This is a genomic window from Aeromicrobium sp. CFBP 8757, assembly GCF_014841755.1.
Lineage (GTDB): Bacteria > Actinomycetota > Actinomycetes > Propionibacteriales > Nocardioidaceae > Aeromicrobium.
In genome coordinates this window covers 720,641-742,441 of sequence record NZ_JACYUM010000001.1, presented here as the reverse complement: position 1 = coordinate 742,441, position 21,801 = coordinate 720,641, and the positions used below count along the sequence as shown (strand labels likewise).

The 21,801-nt window shown below is 71.5% G+C and carries 20 protein-coding genes and 1 pseudogene; 6 read left to right on the top strand and 15 right to left on the bottom strand.

What is annotated here, in order from left to right; all coding sequences use genetic code 11:
- The 6 genes from truB to rimP all read right to left on the bottom strand — a co-directional run bounded on the left by truB (window position 1) and on the right by rimP (window position 6,188).
- Complete coding sequence (truB, locus tag IFT73_RS03630; RefSeq protein WP_192166412.1) at window positions 1-879, bottom strand: tRNA pseudouridine(55) synthase TruB; 879 nt, start codon at window positions 877-879, stop codon at window positions 1-3.
- The gene (gene rbfA, locus IFT73_RS03625) at window positions 876-1,319 is read right to left on the bottom strand and encodes a 30S ribosome-binding factor RbfA (protein ID WP_192166411.1); all 444 of its coding nucleotides are present in this window, start codon (window positions 1,317-1,319) and stop codon (window positions 876-878) included. The genes truB and rbfA overlap by 4 nt, the downstream gene beginning before the upstream one ends.
- A gap of 85 nt (window positions 1,320-1,404) precedes the next feature.
- Complete coding sequence (gene infB / locus IFT73_RS03620; RefSeq protein WP_192166410.1) at window positions 1,405-4,209, bottom strand: translation initiation factor IF-2; 2,805 nt, start codon at window positions 4,207-4,209, stop codon at window positions 1,405-1,407.
- 168 nt (window positions 4,210-4,377) lie between these two features.
- The gene (locus tag IFT73_RS03615; RefSeq protein WP_192166409.1) at window positions 4,378-4,683 is read right to left on the bottom strand and encodes a YlxR family protein; all 306 of its coding nucleotides are present in this window, start codon (window positions 4,681-4,683) and stop codon (window positions 4,378-4,380) included.
- A 3-nt stretch (window positions 4,684-4,686) separates the two neighbouring features.
- On the bottom strand, window positions 4,687-5,724 hold the full coding sequence (nusA, locus tag IFT73_RS03610) for a transcription termination factor NusA (RefSeq protein WP_056607753.1): 1,038 nt from the start codon (window positions 5,722-5,724) through the stop codon (window positions 4,687-4,689).
- Window positions 5,724-6,188: a ribosome maturation factor RimP gene (gene rimP / locus IFT73_RS03605; protein WP_056607751.1), complete on the bottom strand. Its 465-nt coding sequence runs from the start codon at window positions 6,186-6,188 to the stop codon at window positions 5,724-5,726. The genes nusA and rimP overlap by 1 nt, the downstream gene beginning before the upstream one ends.
- Before the next feature lie 138 nt (window positions 6,189-6,326).
- Here rimP and IFT73_RS03600 point away from each other — a divergent pair, with 138 nt between their 5' ends.
- A complete protein-coding gene (locus IFT73_RS03600; protein ID WP_192166408.1) occupies window positions 6,327-6,809 on the top strand; it encodes a hypothetical protein in 483 nt (160 codons plus the stop codon).
- Entirely contained in the window at window positions 6,806-7,207 is a 402-nt protein-coding gene (locus tag IFT73_RS03595; RefSeq protein WP_192166407.1) for a ferritin-like domain-containing protein, read from the top strand. The genes IFT73_RS03600 and IFT73_RS03595 overlap by 4 nt, the downstream gene beginning before the upstream one ends.
- Window positions 7,208-7,213: 6 nt before the next feature.
- On the opposite strand, the gene IFT73_RS03590 is transcribed toward IFT73_RS03595, so the two are convergent.
- From IFT73_RS03590 to IFT73_RS03555, 8 genes are all read right to left on the bottom strand, one after another.
- Window positions 7,214-8,953, bottom strand: coding sequence for a proline--tRNA ligase (locus IFT73_RS03590; RefSeq protein ID WP_192166958.1), 1,740 nt, complete (start codon window positions 8,951-8,953; stop codon window positions 7,214-7,216).
- Between the two features lie 40 nt (window positions 8,954-8,993).
- A complete protein-coding gene (locus IFT73_RS03585) occupies window positions 8,994-9,356 on the bottom strand; it encodes a hypothetical protein (protein WP_192166406.1) in 363 nt (120 codons plus the stop codon).
- Between the two features lie 34 nt (window positions 9,357-9,390).
- Window positions 9,391-10,233 carry a GNAT family N-acetyltransferase gene (locus tag IFT73_RS03580; RefSeq protein WP_192166405.1) on the bottom strand — a complete coding sequence of 281 codons (843 nt, stop codon included), beginning with the start codon at window positions 10,231-10,233 and terminating at the stop codon, window positions 9,391-9,393.
- A gap of 90 nt (window positions 10,234-10,323) precedes the next feature.
- The gene (gene ispG / locus IFT73_RS03575; protein ID WP_056607741.1) at window positions 10,324-11,469 is read right to left on the bottom strand and encodes a flavodoxin-dependent (E)-4-hydroxy-3-methylbut-2-enyl-diphosphate synthase; all 1,146 of its coding nucleotides are present in this window, start codon (window positions 11,467-11,469) and stop codon (window positions 10,324-10,326) included.
- 76 nt (window positions 11,470-11,545) lie between these two features.
- A complete protein-coding gene (locus IFT73_RS03570) occupies window positions 11,546-12,844 on the bottom strand; it encodes an RIP metalloprotease (RefSeq protein WP_192166404.1) in 1,299 nt (432 codons plus the stop codon).
- Entirely contained in the window at window positions 12,844-14,046 is a 1,203-nt protein-coding gene (gene dxr / locus IFT73_RS03565) for a 1-deoxy-D-xylulose-5-phosphate reductoisomerase (RefSeq protein ID WP_192166403.1), read from the bottom strand. Before dxr ends, IFT73_RS03570 begins: the two co-directional genes overlap by 1 nt.
- 164 nt (window positions 14,047-14,210) lie before the next feature.
- A complete protein-coding gene (locus tag IFT73_RS03560) occupies window positions 14,211-15,005 on the bottom strand; it encodes an ABC transporter permease subunit (RefSeq protein WP_192166402.1) in 795 nt (264 codons plus the stop codon).
- Window positions 15,002-15,901 carry an ABC transporter ATP-binding protein gene (locus IFT73_RS03555; protein ID WP_192166401.1) on the bottom strand — a complete coding sequence of 300 codons (900 nt, stop codon included), beginning with the start codon at window positions 15,899-15,901 and terminating at the stop codon, window positions 15,002-15,004. The genes IFT73_RS03560 and IFT73_RS03555 overlap by 4 nt, the downstream gene beginning before the upstream one ends.
- Before the next feature lie 128 nt (window positions 15,902-16,029).
- Here IFT73_RS03555 and IFT73_RS18600 point away from each other — a divergent pair, with 128 nt between their 5' ends.
- The 3 genes from IFT73_RS18600 (at window position 16,030) to IFT73_RS03545 (ending at window position 18,932) form a co-directional block, all read left to right on the top strand.
- Window positions 16,030-17,187: a sensor histidine kinase gene (locus tag IFT73_RS18600; protein WP_371811147.1), complete on the top strand. Its 1,158-nt coding sequence runs from the start codon at window positions 16,030-16,032 to the stop codon at window positions 17,185-17,187.
- Window positions 17,175-17,870, top strand: a complete 696-nt coding sequence (locus tag IFT73_RS18595; protein WP_371811146.1) for a response regulator — start codon at window positions 17,175-17,177, stop codon at window positions 17,868-17,870. The genes IFT73_RS18600 and IFT73_RS18595 overlap by 13 nt, the downstream gene beginning before the upstream one ends.
- A 75-nt stretch (window positions 17,871-17,945) precedes the next feature.
- Window positions 17,946-18,932, top strand: a complete 987-nt coding sequence (locus IFT73_RS03545) for an SDR family NAD(P)-dependent oxidoreductase (RefSeq protein WP_192166400.1) — start codon at window positions 17,946-17,948, stop codon at window positions 18,930-18,932.
- Window position 18,933: 1 nt separating this feature from the next.
- Here IFT73_RS03545 and IFT73_RS03540 read toward each other — a convergent pair whose 3' ends face one another.
- Window positions 18,934-20,268 (bottom strand): NAD(P)/FAD-dependent oxidoreductase, encoded by a 1,335-nt coding sequence (locus tag IFT73_RS03540; protein ID WP_192166399.1) that lies wholly within the window; start codon window positions 20,266-20,268, stop codon window positions 18,934-18,936.
- Window positions 20,269-20,407: 139 nt separating this feature from the next.
- Here IFT73_RS03540 and IFT73_RS03535 point away from each other — a divergent pair.
- Window positions 20,408-21,800, top strand: a pseudogene (locus tag IFT73_RS03535) (aspartate aminotransferase family protein); the annotation flags it as partial.
- Window position 21,801 lies beyond the last annotated feature (1 nt).

The following is a 21,801-nucleotide window of genomic DNA, read 5'->3' as shown; positions in this document are numbered from 1 at the left end:
CTAGACGAACACCGCGACGGGCTTGGCCACACCGCCCCGCTGCTCGTACAGCGCCAGGAACTCACCTGCGGGGTCGAACATCGCGACCGCACGCGGCGCGCCGAGGTCGATGCCGGTCAGCGCGCGTCCGTACCGGACGTCGTTGGCCTCGCGCTCCGGCAGGTCGTACGAGTCGAAGCTCGCGCGTGCGACGTCGTCGAGGCCGATGACGTGCAGCTCGTTCTCGAGCTCCTCGAGCGTGCGGGCCAGCCGCAGCGGGAACCCGCCGACACGGGTGCGACGCAGCATCGTCAGGTGTCCCCCGACGCCGAGGTCGTCGCCGACGTCGCGGGCCAGGGCACGGATGTAGGTGCCGCTGGAGCAGACGACGCGAACGTCGACGTCCAGCACGTCGCCCTCGGCCCGGACGGCGTCGAGGGCGAACGTCGACACCGTGACGGGCCGCGCCTTGAGCGCGACCTCCTCGCCGGCCCGCACCTTGGCGTACGAGCGCACGCCGTCGACCTTGATCGCCGAGACCGACGACGGCACCTGCTGGATGTCGCCGGTGTACGCCGGCAGCACCGCGCGGACGGCCTGCTCGTCGAGGTGGGCCGCCGACGTCGACGCCGTCAGCTCGCCCTCGGCGTCGTCGGTGACGGTCGACTGACCGAGGCGGATCGTGGCGACGTACTCCTTGTCGGCGTGCGTCAGGTAGCCCAGCAGGCGCGTGGCCCGGTTGACGCCGAGCACGAGCACGCCCGTGGCCATGGGGTCGAGCGTGCCCGCGTGGCCGACCTTCTTGGTCTGCGCCAGACGGCGCATGCGACCGACGACGTCGTGCGACGTCCAGCCCGCCGGCTTGTCGACGATGACCAGGCCCGATCCGACACCCGTCACTCGTCGTCGTCCTCGTCGGTGTCGGCGGCGGGCTTCTTGTACGGATCGGCCTCGCCGGCGTACTGCGCCCCGGCGGTGCGCGAGAGCACCTCGTCGTCGGAGGCCTTGACCTTCGCGAGGAGCTCCTCGATCTCCTTGGCGGTCTCGGGGACCGAGTCGAGGAAGAACGTGATCGAGGGGGTGATGCGCGTGCCGAGCTGCTTGCCGACCTCGGACCGGATGAGGCCCGTGGCGCTGCGCAGGGCCGCGGCGGTGTCGTCGCGCTGGCGCTCGTCGCCCATCACGGTGTAGAACACCGACGCCTGCTGACCGTCGCCGGTCATGCGGACGTCCGTGATCGTCACGAAGCCCAGTCGGGGGTCCTTGACGCGACGCTCGAGCATCTGGGCCACGATGACCTTGATGCGGTCGCCGACCTTGGCGTTGCGGGGTCCTGCCATGTTCTTTCTCTCCCGGAATCAGTCGGACGTCATACCGGGCGTGGCACGGGGGCCACGCCCGGTATGACGTCCTGGGCGGTGCTGACTACGCGCGAGGCTTCTCGCGCAGCTCGAACGTCTCGACGATGTCGCCGATCTTGATGTCGTTGTAGCCACGGAGCACGAGACCGCACTCGAAGCCTTCACGCACCTCGGACACATCGTCCTTCTCACGACGCAGGCTGCTGAAGTCGAGGTTGTCCGAGACGACGGAGCCGTCGCGGAGCAGTCGGGCCTTCGCATTGCGCTTGATCGTGCCGCTGGTGACCATGCAACCGGCGATGTTGCCGATCTTGCTGGAGCGGAAGATGTCGCGGATCTCGGCGGTACCGAGCTGCGCCTCCTCGAACTCCGGCTTGAGCAGACCCTTGAGGGACGCCTCGATCTCCTCGATCGCGTTGTAGATGACCGAGTAGTACTTGATCTCGACACCCTCGCGGTCGGCCAGCTCCGTCGCCTTGCCCTGCGGGCGGACGTTGAAGCCGATGATCACGGCGTTGGACGCCGCGGCCAGCATGACGTTGGTCTCGGTGATCGCACCGACACCGCGGTCGATGACCCGCAGCGCGACCTCGTCGCCGACGTCGATCTGGGCCAGTGCGTCCTCGAGCGCCTCGACCGAGCCCGATCCGTCGCCCTTCAGGATGAGCAGCAGCTCGTCGGTCTCGCCCTTCTCCATCGACGACATGAAGTCCTCGAGGGTGCGGCGGCCGGTGCGCTGGGCCAGGAGGGCGTTGCGCTCGCGCGCCTCGCGCTTCTCGGCGATCTGACGCGCCAGCCGGTCGTCGGACACGACCATGAAGTTGTCACCGGCACCGGGCACGGCGGTGAGGCCGAGCACCAGGGCGGGACGCGACGGGGTCGCCTCCTCGATGTTGTTGCCGTGCTCGTCGAGCATCGCGCGGACACGGCCGAAGGCCGGTCCGGCGACGATCGAGTCGCCGACCTTGAGGGTTCCGCGGTGCACCAGCACCGTCGCGACAGGGCCGCGACCACGGTCGAGGTGCGCCTCGATGACGAGACCCTCGGCGTTCTGCGTGGGGTTGGCCCGCAGGTCGAGCGACGCGTCGGCGGTCAGGACGATGGCCTCGAGGAGGTCGTCCAGGCCGAGGCCGGCCTTGGCCGAGACGTCGACGAACATCGTGTCGCCGCCGTACTCCTCGGGCACCAGGCCGTACTCGGTGAGCTGGCCGCGTGCCTTGGTCGGGTCGGCGTCGGGCTTGTCGACCTTGTTGACCGCGACGACGATCGGGACGCCGGCGGCCTTGGCGTGGTTGAGCGCCTCGACCGTCTGCGGCATGACGCCGTCGTCGGCCGCGACCACGAGGATCGCGATGTCGGTCGCCTGGGCACCACGGGCACGCATGGCGGTGAACGCCTCGTGACCGGGGGTGTCGATCAGGGTGATGCGACGCTCGGTGCCGTCGACCTCGGTCGAGACCTGGTAGGCGCCGATCGTCTGGGTGATGCCGCCGGCCTCCTTGTCGACGACGTTGCTGCTGCGCAGCGCGTCGAGGAGCTTGGTCTTTCCGTGGTCGACGTGACCCATGACCGTGACGACGGGCGGACGGGCGATGAGGTCGTCCTCGCTGCCCTCGTCCTCGCCGAACTCGATGTCGAACGACTCGAGCAGCTCGCGGTCCTCGTCCTCGGGCGAGATGACCTCGACGGTGTAGTTGAGCTCCTCGCCGAGCAGCAGCAGCGTCTCGTCGTTGGCCGACTGCGTGGCCGTGACGACCTCGCCGAGGTGGAACAGCACCTCGACCAGCGATGCGGAGTCCGCGCCGATCTTGTCGGCGAAGTCGGCCAGCGACGAGCCGCGCGTCAGGCGGACGGTCTCGCCGTTGCCCTTGCGGACGCGGACACCGCCGATCGCGGGCGCCTGCATCTGGTCGAATTCCTGACGCTTCGCGCGCTTGCTCTTGCGTCCACGACGCACGGGGCCGCCGGCGCGACCGAACGCGCCCTGCGTGCCACCACGGGTGTTGCGACCCGCGGGACCACCCGTGCGGGGAGGACCGCTGAAGCCGCCGCCACCGGGACGACCGGGGGCTCCGCCACCGCCGCCGGGACGACCGGCGAAGCCGCCGCCACCGCCACCGGGACGACCGGGAGCACCGCCGCCGGGACGACCGGGAGCGCCGCCGGGACGACCTCCGGGGCCGCCGCGACCGGCCGACGGGCCCGGGAGGCCCGACTGGCGCGGCATCATGGCCGGGTTCGGACGCGGCATGCCGCCGCCACCGGCACCCGGGGTGGGTGCGGCGCCGGTGCCGCCGCCCTCACGAGCGGCGGGCGGACGCGGCGTGTTGCGCTGCATGCCCTGCGTCGACGAGAACGGGTTGTTGCCGGGACGGGCACCACCCGGCGCGGCCGGACGGGGTCCGGGCGTGGGGCCGGGGGTCGCCTTGGCGGCCGGGGCCGCGGGCGTCGCCGCGGCAGGAGCCTCGGCGGCAGGCGCCGGGGTCTCCTTGACGGGCGCCGGCTCGGGGTCGGGGACGACCTTGCGCGGTCCCGGGACCGGCCCGGGGGTGCGCGCGGGCGCCGCCGGGGCGGGTGTGGCCGCGGCGGGGGGTGCCGCGGGCGCCGGGGCGGCGTCGGCGGCCGGAGCAGCGGGGGCTGCGGCGGCCTGGGCGGACGGCTGGGGTGCGGCGGCCTTCTTGCCGCCGGACTTCTTGGCGCCCTGCGCGCGCAGGGCGTCGCCGTGCTCCTCGTTGAGGCGTCGGACGACGGGGGCTTCTACGGTCGAGGAGGCCGACTTCACGTACTCACCCATGTCTTTCAGGGTGGACAGGACGACCTTGCTCTCGACGCCGAACTCGCGTGCGAGCTCGTGGACTCTGACAGCCACTTTTCTCCTTCAGGGGGGTCCGACCCCGAAGGAGGATCAGACCACTAGTTGACGAACGTGCTCATTGCGCAGTACTCATCGCGCAGTACTCATCGGCCGAGGCCATTCATGTGTGACATGAGCGAGTGCTCCGATTTCGGTCAGGGAACGCTGTTGCGCTCCTCGTGGTCATGCGGTGGTGTCCGGATCGGCCACGACGGATCTCAGGGCGTCCAGGTCGAGCGGCCCCTCGACTCGAAGGGCCCGACCGAACGCCTTGCGGCGCGTCGCCAGATCCAGGCACCGGGCCGTGGGGTGCAGGTGCGCCCCTCGTCCCGGCAGCGTGCCGCGCGGATCGGGAGTCACGACGACTGTCGTGGGCCCCTGAACTGCGACGACTCGCACCAGATCGGTCTTGTCCGAACGCTGCCTGCAACCGATGCACGTCCGGACGACCTCACCCAGTCTACCCGTTTGGGCTGACGGTTGCGCCATCGGTCAGTCGGCCTCGGCGCGCGGCGCCTCGGTGTCGGAGCGGATGTCGATGCGCCACCCCGTCAGCTTGGCGGCGAGCCGGGCGTTCTGCCCCTCCTTGCCGATCGCGAGCGACAGCTGGAAGTCGGGGACGACGACCCGCGCCGACCGGGTCGACTCGTCGACGATCGTGACGCTGCGGACCTGCGACGGCGACAGCGCGTGGCCGATGAACTCGGCCGGGTCGTCGCTGAAGTCGACGATGTCGATCTTCTCGCCGTGCAGCTCGTGCATGACGTTGCGCACGCGCTGGCCCATCGGGCCGATGCAGGAGCCCTTGGCGTTGACGCCGGCGACGTTGGCGCGCACCGCGATCTTGGTGCGGTGGCCGGCCTCGCGGGCGATCGCGAAGATCTCGACAGAGCCGTCGGCGATCTCGGGCACCTCGAGCGCGAACAGCAGCTTGACGAGGTTGGGGTGGGTGCGCGAGACCTTGACGCGCGGCCCCCGCAGCCCCTTCTCGACCTCGTACACGTAGGCCTTGAGGCGCTCGCCGTGGGCGTACTTCTCCTCCGGGACGCGCTCGGTGCCGGTCAGGACGGCCTCGACGCGACCCAGGTCGAGCATGACGTCCTGCGGGTTGCGCCCCTGCTGGATGACGCCCGACACGATGTCGCCGACCTTGCCGGAGAACTCGCCGTACTTCGACTCGTCCTCGGCGTCGCGGATCTTCTGCATGATGAGCTGGCGGGCGATCGTCGCCGCGAACCGGCCGAAGTCGTCCGGCGTGTCGTCGAACTCGGGCGTGAACGACGGCTCGGGGCGCGGTGCGGGCTCCTCGCCCTCGGCCGGCTCGGGGGCCGGCGGCACCTCGATGCGCTCCTTGGCCCAGACCGTCACGTGGCCGGACGTGCGGTCGAGCTCGACGCGCGCGTGCTGCTTGGCGACGCCGGTCTTGTGGTACGCCGAGAGCAGCGCGGTCTCGATCGCCTCGCAGATCGCCGCGAAGGGGATCTCCTTCTCGCGCTCGAGGGCGCGCAGGGCGGCCATGTCGATGTCCATCAGGCGTCCTTCCGGTTGAGCTCGACCTGCACGAGCGCTGAGGTGATGTCGGTGTAGGCGTAGCGGGTCGTCGAGCGTCCGACGATCTCGACGCCGGTGTCGTCGCTGGCACCGATGCGTCCGTCGACCGAGGTCTCGTCCACGACGTCGTCGCCGGCCAGCCGCAGGCGGACCAGGCGGCCCTCGTTGCGACGCCAGTGGCGCGGCAGCGTGAGCGGACGGTCGACGCCCCGCGAGGTGACCTCGAGCGTGTAGGGCTGCTCGCCCATGACGTCCGAGGAGTCGAGCACCTCGGACAGGGCGCGGGTCGCGTCGGTGATGTGGTCGATGCCGACCCCGCCGTCGCGGTCGACCGCGATGCGCAGGACGCGCTTGTTGCCGGCGGGGGTGAGGTCGAGGGCTTCGAGGTCGAGCCCCAGCGACGTCACGGTGCTCTCGACGAGGGTCTCCAGACTGTCCGTCATGGTGCGTCCTCCGTCTTCGGTTGTCGGCCGGGTGATGTCCTCCGGCCGTGATGCGTCGCTCCACCCTATCGGGTGCCGGAGGGTGCTCCGGACGTCGCGACGTGCGGGGGCCTCCCGGGCGTCGGATAGCCTGCCGGGGTGATGACTCGCCGCGTGCTGATCGGCACGGGTGTCGCCGTGGTGGGTGCCGGCGGGCTGCTGGTCGCGGCCGAGGCCACGGGGCGTCTGGACGACGTCGCCGACGCGGTCGGCCTCGACCCGAGGCCCGAGCCCGATCCGGGCGACACCCGCATCCTGCGGCGCGCGGCGACGGCGACGGCGGCCCTGCTGGCGACCGTCGAATCGACGGCTGCCGCGCACCCCGGGCTGGCGTTGGACCCCGTGGCCGCGATCGTGCGCGAGCAGCTGGCCGCGCTGGGCGGGGCCACGGCTCCTGCGTCCCCCGCTCCCCCGGCCGACGTCGCGGCCGCCGTCGACGCCCTGGCGACGGCGCTCGACGCGGCCCGCACCGATCGTCGACGCGACGCCCTCGCCGCGGGGTCGCCGGCGCTGGTGCGGGTGCTCGCGTCGATGTCGGCCGGTCACGCGCAGGGCGTGCGGGCCGTGAGGGGCCTGCGATGACGCCGACCGAGGCGCTGCAGGCCTGGCTCGCGCTCGAGCACGAGGCCGTCTGGCTCTACCCCGTCGTGGGGGCCCGCCTCGACGCGCTGCGCGACCGCGCGACGACGTCGTTCGAGGCGCACCGCGACGTCCGCGACGACCTGGTGGTCCGCCTGCGTGCCCGCGGCGTCGAGCCCGTCTCGGCGGCCCTCGGCTACACCGTCGGGCCCCTCACGACCGTCGACGAGGCGCGCGCGGCGGCCCGGTCGCTCGAGGACCGCGTGTGCGCGGCCGTGCTGACCCTGGCCGGGACGGCCGAGGGCGACGTCCGCGAGCTGGCCGTCACGGCCCTGCGGACGTCCGCCCTGGCGGCGCAGACCTGGGGTGCTGCCCCGACGGCATTCCCCGGCCTGCCCTGACCCGGGTCAGGCGCGCAGCGCCGCCACGAGATCGCCCAGGGCGACGTCCTGACGCTCGCCCGACGCACGGTCCTTGACCTCGACGACGCCGTCGACGAAGCCCTTACCGACGACCACGATCGTCGGGACGCCCACGAGCTCGGCGTCCTTGAACTTGACGCCCAGCGAGACCTTGCCGGGACGGTCGTCGAACAGCACGTCGAAGCCCTCGCCCACGAGATCGGCGTAGACCTGCTCGGCGCCCGCGACGACCGACTCGTCCTTGCCGGCGACGATCAGGTGGACGTCGAACGGTGCGAGCTCCTTGGGCCACACCAGGCCCGCGTCGTCGTGCGCGTACTCGGCCACGGCGGCGACGGCGCGGGACACGCCGACGCCGTACGAGCCCATCGTGACCGTGACGAGCTTGCCGTTCTCGTCGAGCACCTTCAGGTCGAGCACCTCGGCGTACTTGCGGCCGAGCTGGAAGATGTGTCCCATCTCGATGCCGCGGGCGAGCTCGAGCGGGCCGGAGCCGTCGGGCGCGGGGTCACCGGCGCGCACCTCGGCGGCCTCGATCGTGCCGTCGGAGGTGAAGTCGCGGCCGGCGACCAGGTCGATGACGTGCGAGCCCTGCTCGTTGGCGCCCGTGACCCACCGGGTGCCGTCGACGACCCGCGGATCGGTCAGGTAGCGGATGCCGGACTCGCTCTCGGCGCCGAGCACACCGGGGCCGATGTACCCCTTCACGAGCGCGGGGTGGGCCGCGAAGTCCTTCTCGTCGAACGGCTCGACCTCGGCCGGCGACACCGCGGCCTCGAGACGCTTGGCGTCGACCTCGCGGTCACCGGGCACCCCGATCGCGAGCGGCTCGCGCGTGCCGTCGGGGTGGCGCAGGACGACCAGCACGTTCTTGAGCGTGTCGGACGCCTGCCACGGCCGGTCGTCACGCGGGAACGCCTCGTCGAGGTGCGTCACGAGCGTCGCGATGGTGGGGGTGTCGGGGGTCTGCTCGGCGTGCGCGGCCGGCAGGCCGTCGAACGGGACGGGATCGGGCGCGATCGTCGTGACCGCCTCGACGTTCGCGGCGTAGCCGCCCGGCGAGCGGACGAACGTGTCCTCCCCCGTCTCGGAGACGGCGAGGAACTCCTCGCTGGCCGACCCGCCCATCGCGCCCGAGTCGGCGTGCACGATGACGTACTCGAAGCCGAGCCGGTCGAAGATGCGCACGTACGCCGCGCGGTGCGCCTGGTAGGACGCCTCGAGGCCCGCGTCGTCGACGTCGAACGAGTACGAGTCCTTCATGATGAACTCGCGACCGCGCAGGATGCCGGCGCGGGGGCGTGCCTCGTCGCGGTACTTGGTCTGGATCTGGAACAGGCTCAGCGGCAGGTCCTTGTAGGACGAGTAGAGGTCCTTGACCAGCAGCGCGAACATCTCCTCGTGCGTGGGCCCGAGCAGCATGTCGTTGCCGCGACGGTCCTTGAGCCGGAAGAGGTTGGGGCCGTACTCCGTCCAGCGGTTCGACGCCTCGTAGGGCTCGCGCGGGAGCAGCGCGGGGAACCGCACCTCCTGGGAGCCGATCTCGCCCATCTCCTCGCGGATGATCCGCTCGACCTTGGCCAGCACCTTCAGGCCCAGCGGCAGCCACGAGTAGATGCCGGGGGCGACGCGACGGACGTAGCCGGCGCGCACCAGGAGCTTGTGGCTCGGCACCTCGGCATCGGCGGGGTCGTCGCGGAGCGTGCGGAGGAAGAGCTTGGTCATGCGCATGCCGCGAGCCTATCGGCCCCCCTCGCGGCGGACGTCAGGCGCGGGCGGCCTTCAGCGCGATGCGGATCATCGGCGCCTGCAGCGGGAGGCGCAGGACCGTGCCGACCTTGTAGTAGCCGGGGGCCCGAGAGCTGCGCAGCGCGTCGGCCGTCATCTGCAGGTTCGCGGGGAACACGCCGGCGAGCAGGCCCACGGCGCCGAGTCCGCCCAGGCGACGCGTGCGCGGGTGCAGCATCATCGCGCCGGCCGCGATCTCGACGACGCCCGACGCGTACACGAGATCCTTCTTGCGGGGCAGCGCCTTCGGGACGATGTTCTCGAACGGGGCGGGCCTGACGAAGTGCAGGAGGCCCATGCCGATGAAGGCGCCGCCCATGATGGTGATGTCGCGAGTCATGCACGCACCCTAGCCCCGGGCCCGGTGCGCGGGCTCAGAGCAGGACGGACGCGAACGTCGCGGTGTGCTCGAAGCCGACCCGCTCGTACGTGCGCCGCGCCGCTGTGTTGTGGTCGTTGACGTACAGCGTGACGACCGGCGCCACGGTGCGCCGCACCTGCTGCACGACCGCGGCCATGGCGGGGACGGCCAGCCCGCGCCCGCGCAGCTCGGGGTGGACGTAGACGCCCTGCAGCTGGCACGCTTCGGTCGTCGCGGCCCCGACCTCGGTCTTGAACAGCACCCGGCCGTCCTCGATGATCGCGAACGACCACCCCTGCGAGATGAGCTGGGCGACACGGGCCCGGTAGCCCGTCCGGTTGCCGACCTCGGGGTCGACGCCGACCTCCTCGGTGAACATCGCGACGCTCGCGGGGTAGAGCACGTCGAACTCGTCGATCAGGACGGGACGCACCCGCGGGTCGGGGGCGACCCGGCTGTCGCGCCGCAGGGTCATGAACGGCTGCGACAGCCGCGGCGACCGCGCGGGGCCCCAGCGGGGCTCGAGCATCTCCCAGAACGGCAGGACGGCGTCGCGCAGGCCCACGATCGAGGAGGGGCGGACGTTGTCGGCCAGCACCCGCTCGGCGAAGGCCGCGAGCGCCTTGCGGGTCGCCTGCACCGGGACGACGTTGGCGCCCGCGTGGCAGGCCGACACCAGCACGTCGTCCTCGAAGTAGCCCCACACCTGGCCGCCCAGCCAGCGGGCCTGCAGCCGGGTCGCGTCGACCCGGTTGCGCACGAACAGGTTGACCAGGGGGTCGCGATCGAGCAGCCCGTGCAGCTCGGGCAGGTCGTCGGGGGTCAGGGCACGGAGGTGCGGCGTGGTCTTCAGCACTCTTCCTCCCCTGTCCCGGCGCGGTCCTGACAGCCTACGGCGCGCCGGTGGCGCCGACGCTGCCGAGTCCGTCCGGGGCGTGGCCGGCGCTCAGCTGATCGAGACCGAGGCCGAGCCGCCCTCGACGGGCTCCATGTCCTCGGCGAGGCGCAGGGCCTCCTCGATCAGGGTCTCGACGATCTTGGCCTCGGGGACGGTCTTGATGACCTCGCCCTTGACGAAGATCTGACCCTTGCCGTTGCCGGACGCGACGCCGAGGTCGGCCTCGCGCGCCTCGCCGGGGCCGTTGACGACGCAGCCCATGACGGCGACGCGCAGCGGCACCTCCATGCCCTCGAGGCCCGCCGTGACCTGCTCGGCCAGCGTGTAGACGTCGACCTGCGCGCGTCCGCACGACGGGCACGACACGATCTCGAGCTTGCGGGGACGCAGGTTGAGCGACTGCAGGATCTGGATGCCGACCTTGACCTCCTCGACGGGAGGCGCCGACAGCGAGACGCGGATCGTGTCGCCGATGCCCTTGCTGAGCAGCGAGCCGAACGCGACGGAGCTCTTGATCGTGCCCTGGAAGGCGGGGCCGGCCTCGGTGACGCCGAGGTGCAGCGGCCAGTCGCCGGCCTCGGACAGCAGCTCGTACGCCCGCACCATGATGACGGGGTCGTTGTGCTTGACCGAGATCTTGAAGTCGTGGAAGTCGTGCTCCTCGAACAGCGACGCCTCCCAGACCGCGGACTCGACGAGTGCCTCGGGCGTCGCGGAGCCGTACTTGTCGAAGATGCGCTTGTCGAGCGAGCCGGCGTTGACGCCGATGCGGATCGACGTGCCGGCGTCCTTGGCCGCGCGCGCGATCGCGCCGACCTGGTCGTCGAACTTGCGGATGTTGCCCGGGTTGACGCGGACGGCGGCGCAGCCGGCGTCGATCGCGGCGAACACGTACTTGGGCTGGAAGTGGATGTCGGCGATGACCGGGATGTTGGAGTGCCGGGCGATCTCGGGCAGCGCGTCGGCGTCGTCCTGGCTCGGGCACGCGACACGGACGATGTCGCAGCCCGCGGCGGTGAGCTCGGCGATCTGCTGCAGCGTCGTGTTGACGTCGGAGGTCAGGGTCGTCGTCATCGACTGCACCGACACCGGGGCGTCACCACCGACGTCGACCGAGCCGACCTTGATCTTGCGGGTCTTGCGGCGCGGCGCGAGCACCGGCGGCGGCATGGCGGGCAGACCGAGATCTGTCATGACTCCACCGTCCTGGGAAGAGCACCGTACGACGGCGTCGTCATGCGCACCTGATGATTCCCTCGCTGGCGCTCGGTCATGAGAGCGATACCGGGTTGACGATGTCTGCGTAGATCAGGATCACACTCATCAGCATAAGGAGCGCCCCCATGGCGTACGCGACGGGCAGCATCTTGGCGACGTCGACGTAGCCCGGATCGGGGGCTCCGCGCAGCTTCGCGACGCCCCGCCGCACGGCCTCCCACAGGGCGCCGGCGATGTGACCGCCGTCGAGCGGCAGCAGCGGGATGAAGTTGAACATCGCGAGGAACAGGTTGAGGCCCGCGAGGAGCACCAGCACGCGCTGGGCCCGCTCGGCCCACGTCGGGTCGTCGATCGTGAACGACTCCCCCGCGACGCGGCTCGCGCCGACGACGCTGATGGGCCCCTCGGGATCGCGGTCGGCGCCGAAGGCGGCCTTCGTGACGTCGACCATGCGGACGGGCAGGTGCCAGATCGCCTTCGCGGTGCCCTCGACGTAGTCGCCCATCACCTGCGCGACGTAGACGGGCCCCTGGCGCTGCATCTCCTGGGTCGGCTGGACGCCCAGGAAGCCGACCTCGACGGTCTTGGTGGGGTCGTCGAGGTCGGCGCGGGCCAGCACCGACGTCGCGACCGTCGCGCTCAGCGTGCGCCCGTCGCGGACGTAGTCGATCGTCGCCTCGCGCGAGCCGTTGGCGCGGATGATCTGGGACAGCTCGTCCCAGTCGTCGATGGGCCTGCCGTTGAAGGCCGTGATGCGGTCGCCGGCCTCGAGGCCGGCCTTGCTCGCGGGCGTCTCGGGATCGGACGACGTGCACGTGCGACCGGCCTCGGCGTCGGTGATGGCGCAGTCGGAGACGGCCTGGACCGTCGTCGTGGGCGTCATGGCCCCGAAGCCCATGAACACGACCGCGAACAGGAACACCGCGATCACGATGTTCACCATGGGCCCGCCGGCCATCACGATGAGCTTCTGCCACCACGGCCTGCGGTAGAACAGCCGGTCGAGGTCCTGGTCCTCGACGTGCTCGTACTCGGCGTTGCGGGCGTCGGAGATCAGCTGCGTGAACAGGCCCGTGTTGGTCGTGCGCACCTCGTGCGGATCGGCGTCCTTGGCGGGCGGCAGCATGCCGACGAGCTTGACGTAGCCGCCGAGCGGGATGCTCTTGAAGCCGTACTCGGTCTCGCCCCGCTTGGTCGACCACACCGTGTTGCCGAAGCCGACGAAGAACTGCGTGACCTTGATCCCGAACTTCTTGGCCGGGTACATGTGGCCCATCTCGTGCAGCGCGATCGACAGCACCACGCCGATCACGAACACGACCACACCGAGGGTGTAGATCAGTGCGTTCATCATCTCTGTCCCACCAGTTCTCCGGCCCGCTCGCGGGCCCACGCGTCGGCGCCCAGCACGCCGTCGAGGCTCATCTCCTGGCGGGCGGCGTCCGGGTCGGAGACGTGCTCGTCGAGGACGGCGCCCACCGTGTCCACTATGCCGAGGAAGTCCAACCGTCCGTCGACGAACGCCTCGACGCACACCTCGTTGGCGGCGTTGAAGACCGCCGGGCCCGTGCGGCCGAACCCGCCGGCTCGACGAGCAAGGGAGACGGCCGGGAAGGCCTCCTCGTCGAGGGGGAAGAACTCCCACGTCGCGGGGCTGGACCAGTCGCAGCCGGCCGCGGCGTCCGGGACGCGGTCGGGCCACGACAGCCCCAGCGCGATCGGCAGCTTCATGTCGGGCGGCGACGCCTGCAGCATCGTGGCGCCGTCGACGAACTCGACCATCGAGTGGACGATCGACGGCGGGTGCACCACGACCTCGATGCGGTCGAAGCCGATGCCGAACAACAGGTGCGCCTCGATGACCTCGAGGCCCTTGTTGACGAGGGTCGCGGAGTTGATCGTGATGACGGGGCCCATGTCCCACGTCGGGTGGGCCATGGCCTGCTCGGGCGTGACGTCGGCCAGCTCGGCCCGCGTGCGTCCGCGGAACGGCCCACCGCTGGCGGTGACGACCAGGCGGCGGACATCGTCGGGGCTCTCGCCGCGCATCGCCTGCGCCAGCGCCGAGTGCTCGGAGTCGACCGGGACGAGCTGCCCCGGGGCGGCGGCGTCGATCACGAGCGATCCGCCGATGATGAGCGACTCCTTGTTGGCCAGCGCGAGCGTCGTGCCGGTCTCGAGCGCCGCGAGCGTGGGCAGCAGGCCGACGGCACCCGTCATGCCGTTGAGCACGACGTCGCACGGCGAGCGCGCGATCTGGCTGGCCGCGTCGGGGCCCGCCAGCAGGCGCGGCACGCGGTGGTCGCCGTGGGCGTAGCCGTTGCGCTGCGCCTCGGCGTACAGCGCCAGCTGGACGTCCTCGGCGGCGCTGGCGCGGGCGACCCCCACCAGCGGGACGTCGAAGGCGATCGCCTGCTCGGCGAGCAGCCGCGGGTTGGCCCCGCCCGCCGCGAGCGCCACGACCTCGAACCGGTCGGGGTTGGCGGCGACGACCTCGAGGGCCTGGGTGCCGATCGATCCGGTCGAGCCGAGGACGGCCACACGCGTGCGCATGGGGCTATTGTGGCACCCGGCCGGCGTGCGACCGTCCGGCAACGACGAGTGGCGACGTGCTCGTGAGCACGCCGCCACCGTCACCGGCCGGGCCGGTTGTCCGTGACGCCCGGCGGAGATGTCCTGTCGCCGCCTCGCGCCCCGGAGGTCTGTGTCGCCGGGGTCTACTTGACCTCGGAGCGGAGCACCGCCCAGACGCCCACGCTCATCGGGATGATGAGCCAGATCAGGCCCGAGGTGCCCAGCTGGGCCCACTCCTCGCCGGAGGGTCCGTTGCCGTCGAGCAGCGGCGCCTGCGAGAAGTTGAAGTCGACCCACGGGCGCAGGTCGTCGAACCACTCCTGCAGGCTCGCCAGCAGCTGGAAGATCACCGGCAGCAGGAACGAGTACACGACGTACCCGACGATCGCGCCGGGCGTGTTGCGGATCAGGACGCCGAGCATGAAGCCGACGAGCAGGCCCAGGACGTTCGCGACCAGCAGGCCGATGACGTCGGACGCGCCGAAGTTCCAGACCACGTCGATGCCGTTGATCGCGGCCGCCGCGAGGTTGCCGACGACGCCGATCAGCAGCGCGACCGACATGCCGACGACACCCACGATGACGGCCGCGATCGCCTTGGCCGCGATGACGCTGCCGCGGTGCGGCACCAGCGTGAACGTGATCAGGCCCGTGCGCTGGCTCCACTCGCCCGTGACCGACAGGATCGCGATGACCGGCAGCAGCAGCGCCATCGGGAACCCGATCGCCCCGGCGAACACCGAGTACTCGAGCTGGTCGTCCGGCACGAACAGGATGCAGCCGATCGTCGCGAGCAGGGCGACGATCGCGATGCTCATCATCAGCCAGAAGCCCGACCGGGTGTTGAACATCTTGCGGAGCTCGACCTTGACGAGACGGCCCAGGGGGACGCCGGGACGGCTCGTGTCGATCGTGACGGGTGCGGTGTCCGTGCTCATGAGGTGGCTCCTTCGCGCTGGGTGGTCGACGTCAGCTGGAGGAACATCTCCTCCAGGCCGGCGCCGTCGGCGGGGCGCAGCTCGACGAGCGCGACGCCGGCGGCCGCTGCGGCCTTGCCGACCGTCGCGGGGTCGGTCTCGGTGCGCAGGCCGCCGTCGCCGGACGGACCGGACGAGATGCCGGCCGCGGTGAGGGCGTTGGCCAGGGCCGACGCGTCGCCCGCCTTGACGAACGTGCCGGCGGTCTGCAGCAGCTCGGCCTTGGTGCCCTCGGCCACGATCTTGCCCTGGCCGATGACGATGATCTCGTCGGCGATGACCTCGATCTCGTGCAGCAGGTGCGACGACAGCAGCACCGTGCCGCCGCGGTTGGCGTAGTCGCGCAGCAGGCTGCGCATCCAGTGGATGCCGGCGGGGTCGAGGCCGTTGGCGGGCTCGTCGAGCATCAGGATCTTGGGATCGCCCATCAGGGCGTTGGCGATGCCGAGGCGCTGGCGCATGCCGAGCGAGTAGTTCTTGACGCGGCGCTTGGACTCCGAGGGCGTCAGGCTGACGAGCTCGAGCATCTGGTCGACGCGCGACGTGGGCAGACCCATCGTCAGTGCGCTCAGCATCAGGATCTCGCGGCCGGTGCGGCCCGCGTGCTGGGCCGAGGCATCGAGCAGGACGCCGATCTGCGTGCCGGGGTTGGGGACGTCGAGGTAGTTGACACCGCTGACGTGCGCGGTGCCGGACGTGGCGGGCGTGAGGCCGGCGATGATGCGCATCGTCGTCGACTTGCCGGCACCGTTCGGGCCGAGGAAGCCGGTGACGGCTCCGGGGCGGCACGTGAACGACACGTCGTCGACGGCGCGGTACGCACCGTAGGTCTTGGTGAGACGGTCAACTGTGATCATGCCTCCACTCTGGGGCACCGGGAGCCCGGAGTCATCCACCCGGGGACCATGTCGCGCTAGCCGAAAGTATGAGACGTCGCAGACCTTCTGCTGCTGTGGACGGAACGCGGCGCCCCTAGCCTTGGGTGGTGCCCTTCGTGACGTACCAGCCGCCCCTGCGCTGGTGGAACCATGCGTGGCGGTACGTCCTCGTCATCGCGATCTCGGCGGTCTCCTGGTTCGAGATCGCCCCGTGGCAGTGGGACCACCGGCGCTGGTGGTTCTGGACCGACCTGGGCCTGGGCGTGTTCTCCCTCGTCCTGCTGGCCTGGCGGCGCCGGCACCCGCTCGCGGTCGCCGTGGTCGTCAACGCCGTCACGGTCGTCTCGTGGTCGGCGGGCGGGCCCGCGACGCTGGCCCTGGTCTCCCTCGCGACCCGGCGCCGGTGGCGCGAGGTCATCCCCGTCGCGGCGCTCGGCCTGGTGGCCGGGCTCGCGCTCGAGCGCATGAACCCCGTCAGCACGCAGGACTTCGCGTTCACGATCCCGTTCGTCGCGGTGGTCGTCGCCGCCACGGTCGCGTGGGGCATGTTCATCGGGTCGCGTCGCGAGCTCATCGCGACGCTGCGCGAGCGCGCCGAGACCGCCGAGGTCGAGCAGGCCTCGCGCGTCGCGCAGGCGCGCACCGCCGAGCGCTCGCGCATCGCCCGCGAGATGCACGACGTCCTGGCCCACCGCATCTCGCTCGTCACGATGCACGCGGGTGCGCTGGCGTACCGCGACGACCTCAGCCGCGACGAGGTGCGCACGACGGCCGGGATCATCCAGGACAACTCCCACCGCGCGATGGTCGAGCTGCGCGAGGTGCTGGGCGTGCTGCGCAACGGCCCCGGCGACTCGGCCCCGGAGCGGCCGCAGCCGTCGGCGAGCGACCTGCGGGCGCTGGTCGACGAGGCGCGCGCCTCGGGCACGCGCGTCGACCTGTGGGTCGGGGTCGACCTGGCCGACGTCCCCGACGCCCTCGGTCGCACGGCGTACCGGGTCGTCCAGGAGGGGCTGACGAACGCCCGCAAGCACGCCGCCGACACGCTGGTGTCGGTGACGCTCACGGGCGGTCCCGCCGACGGCCTGACGATCGAGGTCCGCAACCCGTTGCGCGTCGGCGAGCCGGTCGCGTCGGCCCCCCGGTCGGGGCTCGGGCTCGCGGGGCTGGCCGAACGGGCCGAGCTCGCGGGCGGCACCCTGACGCACGAGGTCTCCCCCGGTGCCGAGTTCGTGCTCGAGACGTGGCTGCCGTGGCCGACGTGACGGGCGCGGGGGCGGGGCCGGACACGGACGCGCCGATCCAGGTGCTGCTCGCTGACGACGACGCGCTCGTGCGGGCCGGGCTGGCGATGATCCTGGGCGGCTCCTCGACGATCGACGTCGTCGGCGAGGCCTCGGACGGCCAGGAGGCGGTGCGCCGCGTGCGGGCCGGCGGCATCGACCTCGTGCTGATGGACATCCGCATGCCGGTCATGGACGGCATCGCCGCGACCGCCGCGCTCGTCGCGCTGCCCAACGCGCCGAAGGTCATCGTGCTGACGACCTTCGACGCCGACGAGTACGTCGTCCGGGCGCTCGCGGCGGGCGCCAACGGCTTCCTGCTGAAGGACACCCCACCGGCCGACATCGTCGACGCCGTCGCACGGGTCGTCGCCGGCGAGCCGATGCTGTCGCCCGCGATCACCGAGCAGCTGATCCGTCAGGTGACCGATGCCGTGCCCGACGTGCGCGTGGGGCAGGCCCTCGAGCGCGTCGCGTGCCTGACCGACCGCGAGCGCGAGGTCGCGGTGGCGATCGGCCGCGGCGCGTCGAACGCCGAGATCGCCGTCTCGCTGCACATGAGCGTCGCGACCGTCAAGGCGCACATCTCGCACCTGTTCACCAAGCTCGGCGCGACCAACCGCGTCCAGGTCGCGATCGCGATGCACGAGGCGGGCCTGCTCTAGCCGACGAAACCTGATGCATCACGGCCACATACCGGTGACGATGCATCTGTTGTCGTCCCCGCCTACCGTGGGGGCATGGCCTCTCCCCTGACGTCCGTCGTCGACACCGTCCTCGACAAGTCCCTCATCGGCGGCTACTCGGCGATCGGCCCGGCGCTGCGCCGTCGCTGGTGGGCCGACGACCCCGAACCCCAGTCGCTCGTGGGTCGCCACGTCGTCGTGACCGGTGGCAGCAGCGGCCTCGGACGCGCCGCCGCGACCGGCATCGCCCGCCTGGGCGCCGTCGTGCACCTCGTGGGTCGCAACGCCGACCGCCTGCGCGACTCCGCCGACCTGATCCGCGACGACGTCCCCGACGCACAGCTCGTCGAGGAGGTCTGCGACATCAGCGACCTCGACTCCGTCCGCGCCTACGCCGCCGCGCTGACGAAGGACGTCGGTGCCCTGCACGCGATCGTCCACGACGCCGGCGTCATGCCGCCCGAGCGCACCGAGACCGACCAGGGCCACGAGCTGGCCCTCTCGACGCACGCGATCGGCCCCCTCCTGCTGACCGAGCTGTTGCGCGAGACCCTCGCGGCCGCGGAGTCCCCGCGCGTGGTCATCGTGTCGTCCGGCGGCATGTACTCGGCCCCCCTCGACGCCTCGATCGGCGACGACATCGAGTACCGCCGCGGACGCTACGAGGGCATCCGCGCCTACGCCCGCACCAAGCGCATCCAGGTCACGATGACCGAGCTGATGGCCAAGCGGTACGCCGCCGACGGCATCGTGGTGCACAGCATGCACCCCGGCTGGGCCGACACCCCGGGCGTCACGGAGTCGATGCCGCGGTTCGCCAAGGTCATCGGACCGATCCTGCGGACCGCCGAGCAGGGAGCCGACACGATCGTGTGGCTCACGGCGTCGCCGGCCGCGACCCGCACCAGCGGACGCTTCTGGAGCGACCGCCGACCCCGCTCGACGTACTTCCTGCCCGGCAAGGCCGACGATCCCGAGGCCCGACGCACCGTGTGGACGTACGTGTGCCGCGCCGCTGGCATCGACCACGTGCCCGCCTGAGTCAGACCGGCAGCGACGCCCAGGCGTCCTCGATCGGCACGTCGCGCCCCAGCACGGCGACCGCGGCGCGGTGGCCCGAGCACAGGGCGGCCGTGACGGTCGCCGGGTCGTCGGTCCACGTCGCCTCCCCCGCCACGTGCAGCACGCCGCCCACGGGCGTCGCGAGGTCGTCGTGGTCGGACGTCGTCGAGCCGACCGTCATGTACGCGTACGACCCGCGCGCGAACGGGTCGTCCTGCCAGCGCGTGACGTGGACGGACGTCGGCCGCTCGACCCGGTCGCCGAAGAGGCGCCGCAGCTGCACCAGCACCGACTCGACGACGTCCGCCTCGTCCCAGTCGAGCGTCTCGCGGGCCGCGGGACCGGCGGCGAACGTCAGGAGCGTCGGCGTGCCGTGCAGCCGGGTCAGGTCGTACCAGGAGTGCCACCACCGCCCCTGCGGCCCCTGCTGGCGGATCGCGTAGACGTCGTCGTCCCAGAACGCCGTCGGGAACCGCAGCACGATCTTCTCGAAGGCGTTCATCGCGAGGCGGCCGAGCGCACCGGCGACGGGCTCCGGCAGCGCCGGCTCGATCGTGAGGTCGTCGCCGCGCAGCACGCCCACCGGCACCGTGACCACGGCGGTCCCGGCCGCCACCGCGCCGAACGCGCCGCTGACGGTCACACCGTCGTCGCCCCACTCGATGCGTGACACGACGTGCTCGAGGCGGACGTCGAGGCCGGCCGCCAGGTGCTCGGTCATCCGGTCGTACCCGTCGGCGAACACGACCTCGTCGCCGTCGATCTGGTCGTCGTCGAGGCCATGGGCGGCGAGGTCGTCGATCCACACGCCGTACTGCTCCTCCGAGCGGTGGCGCAGGTACTCGCGCACGCGCTCGGCGCGCTCGGCGTCCCAGCCCGTCGCGGCGAGCACCTGCTCGGTGACGTCGGCGTACGACGCGTCCGGCGCCGACCCCGCGACCACCTCGGGCAGCAGGGCGTCGACGGCGTGGACGTCGTCGACGAAGCGTCTCGTCGCGGCGTCCGACAGCCGTTGGCCGTCCGTCCCGTAGTACGCGATCGGACGGCTGTCGGGCTGGTATCCGCCCACCGTCAACTCGGTCGGGCGCATGCCGAAGGCGTGCGCCGCCGCAGAGACCGGGCTGTCGGTGACGCCATGGATCCACGACGCACCGAGGTCGGTGACCGAGCCGCCCGTCCGATCGGTCCACAGCCGTCCACCGGTGCGATCGCGCGCCTCGAGCACCACGACACGTCGGCCCGCACGCGCCAGCAGGCGGGCCGCCGTCAGGCCCGCGACCCCGGCACCGACCACGACGGTGTCGCAGCGCTCCATCCCACCCCTCCTCGCACGTCCCCGTGAGCCTCCCATCCAAGCGCAGTCACCGCGACTGAACAACGGATTCCGAAGTAAACATTGGATGACACCACGAAATCCCTTGTCTTCAGCGCATTGCGCCCCTGACAATGGAGCCATGAGCATCGACGACCACGACCACCTGCAGGAGGCCGGCAAGCGGCACCTGTGGATGCACTTCTCGCGTCACGGAAGCTACGACGACACCCACGACATCCCGATCATCGTCAAGGGCGACGGCATGCACATCTGGGACGCCCAGGGTCGCAAGTACCTCGACGGCCTGGCCGGTCTGTTCGTCGTCCAGGCGGGTCACGGTCGCGAGGAGCTCGCCGAGGCCGCCGCCAAGCAGGCCAAGGAGCTCGCGTTCTTCCCCCTGTGGACGTTCGCGCACCCCCACGCGATCCGTCTGGCCGAGCGCATCGCCGCATACGCGCCGGGCGACCTCAACCGCGTGTTCTTCACGACCGGCGGCGGCGAGGCCGTCGAGACCGCGTGGAAGCTGGCCAAGCAGTACTTCAAGCTGACCGGCAAGCCCACCAAGACCAAGGTCGTCAGCCGTCAGGTCGCGTACCACGGGACGCCGCACGGAGCCCTGTCGATCACCGGCATCCCGGCGATGAAGTCGATGTTCGAGCCGCTCGTGCCGTCGACGTCGCACGTCCCCAACACCAACTTCTACCGCGCCCCCGACGAGTCGCTCGGCGGCTTCTCCGACGAGAAGGAGCAGCAGCTGGCGTTCGGGCGCTGGGCCGCGAACCGCATCGAGGACGCGATCCTCGCCGAGGGCGCCGACACCGTCGCGGCGGTCTTCCTCGAGCCCGTCCAGAACTCGGGCGGATGCTTCCCGCCCCCGCCCGGGTACTTCGAGCGCGTCCGCGAAATCTGCGACGAGCACGACGTCCTGCTGGTCTCCGACGAGGTCATCTGCGCGTTCGGACGACTCGGCGAGATGTTCGGCGCGACCAAGTTCGGCTACCAGCCCGACATCATCACGTGCGCCAAGGGGCTCACGTCCGGGTACTCGCCGCTGGGCGCCATGATCGCGTCCGACCGGCTGATGGAGCCGTTCCTGAAGGGCAACGCGTCGTTCGCGCACGGCTACACGTTCGGCGGCCACCCCGTCTCGGCAGCCGTCGCGATGGCCAACCTCGACATCTTCGAGCGCGAGGACCTCAACGGGCACGTGCTGCGCAACGAGGGGGCGTTCCGCTCGACGCTCGAGAAGCTGCTCGACCTCGACCTGGTCGGCGACGTCCGCGGCGACGGATACTTCTATGGCATCGAGCTCGTCAAGGACAAGGCGACCAAGGAGACCTTCGACGACGTCGAGTCCGAGAAGTTGCTGCGCGGGTTCCTGTCGCGGGCGCTGTTCGACAACGGCCTGTACTGCCGCGCCGACGACCGCGGCGACCCGGTCATCCAGCTCGCGCCGCCGCTGATCGCCGACCAGTCGCACTTCGACGAGATCGAGCAGATCCTGCGCAGCGTCCTCACCGAGGCCCAGGGTCN

Excerpts from the sequence above, each read along its gene's own strand:
- nusA (WP_056607753.1), bottom strand. The coding sequence starts at position 5,724 with ATGGACATCGACATGGCCGCCCTGCGCGCCCTCGAGCGCGAGAAGGAG.
- ispG (WP_056607741.1), bottom strand. The coding sequence starts at position 11,469 with ATGACAGATCTCGGTCTGCCCGCCATGCCGCCGCCGGTGCTCGCGCCG.
- IFT73_RS03555 (WP_192166401.1), bottom strand. The coding sequence starts at position 15,901 with ATGATCACAGTTGACCGTCTCACCAAGACCTACGGTGCGTACCGCGCC.
- dxr (WP_192166403.1), bottom strand. The coding sequence starts at position 14,046 with ATGCGCACGCGTGTGGCCGTCCTCGGCTCGACCGGATCGATCGGCACC.
- IFT73_RS03590 (WP_192166958.1), bottom strand. The coding sequence starts at position 8,953 with ATGACCAAGCTCTTCCTCCGCACGCTCCGCGACGACCCCGCCGATGCC.
- IFT73_RS03560 (WP_192166402.1), bottom strand. The coding sequence starts at position 15,005 with ATGAGCACGGACACCGCACCCGTCACGATCGACACGAGCCGTCCCGGC.
- rimP (WP_056607751.1), bottom strand. The coding sequence starts at position 6,188 with ATGACGGACAGTCTGGAGACCCTCGTCGAGAGCACCGTGACGTCGCTG.
- IFT73_RS03545 (WP_192166400.1), top strand. The coding sequence starts at position 17,946 with ATGGCCTCTCCCCTGACGTCCGTCGTCGACACCGTCCTCGACAAGTCC.
- IFT73_RS03585 (WP_192166406.1), bottom strand. The coding sequence starts at position 9,356 with ATGACTCGCGACATCACCATCATGGGCGGCGCCTTCATCGGCATGGGC.
- IFT73_RS03540 (WP_192166399.1), bottom strand. The coding sequence starts at position 20,268 with ATGGAGCGCTGCGACACCGTCGTGGTCGGTGCCGGGGTCGCGGGCCTG.
- IFT73_RS03570 (WP_192166404.1), bottom strand. The coding sequence starts at position 12,844 with ATGAACGCACTGATCTACACCCTCGGTGTGGTCGTGTTCGTGATCGGC.
- rbfA (WP_192166411.1), bottom strand. The coding sequence starts at position 1,319 with ATGGCAGGACCCCGCAACGCCAAGGTCGGCGACCGCATCAAGGTCATC.
- IFT73_RS03615 (WP_192166409.1), bottom strand. The coding sequence starts at position 4,683 with ATGGCGCAACCGTCAGCCCAAACGGGTAGACTGGGTGAGGTCGTCCGG.
- IFT73_RS03595 (WP_192166407.1), top strand. The coding sequence starts at position 6,806 with ATGACGCCGACCGAGGCGCTGCAGGCCTGGCTCGCGCTCGAGCACGAG.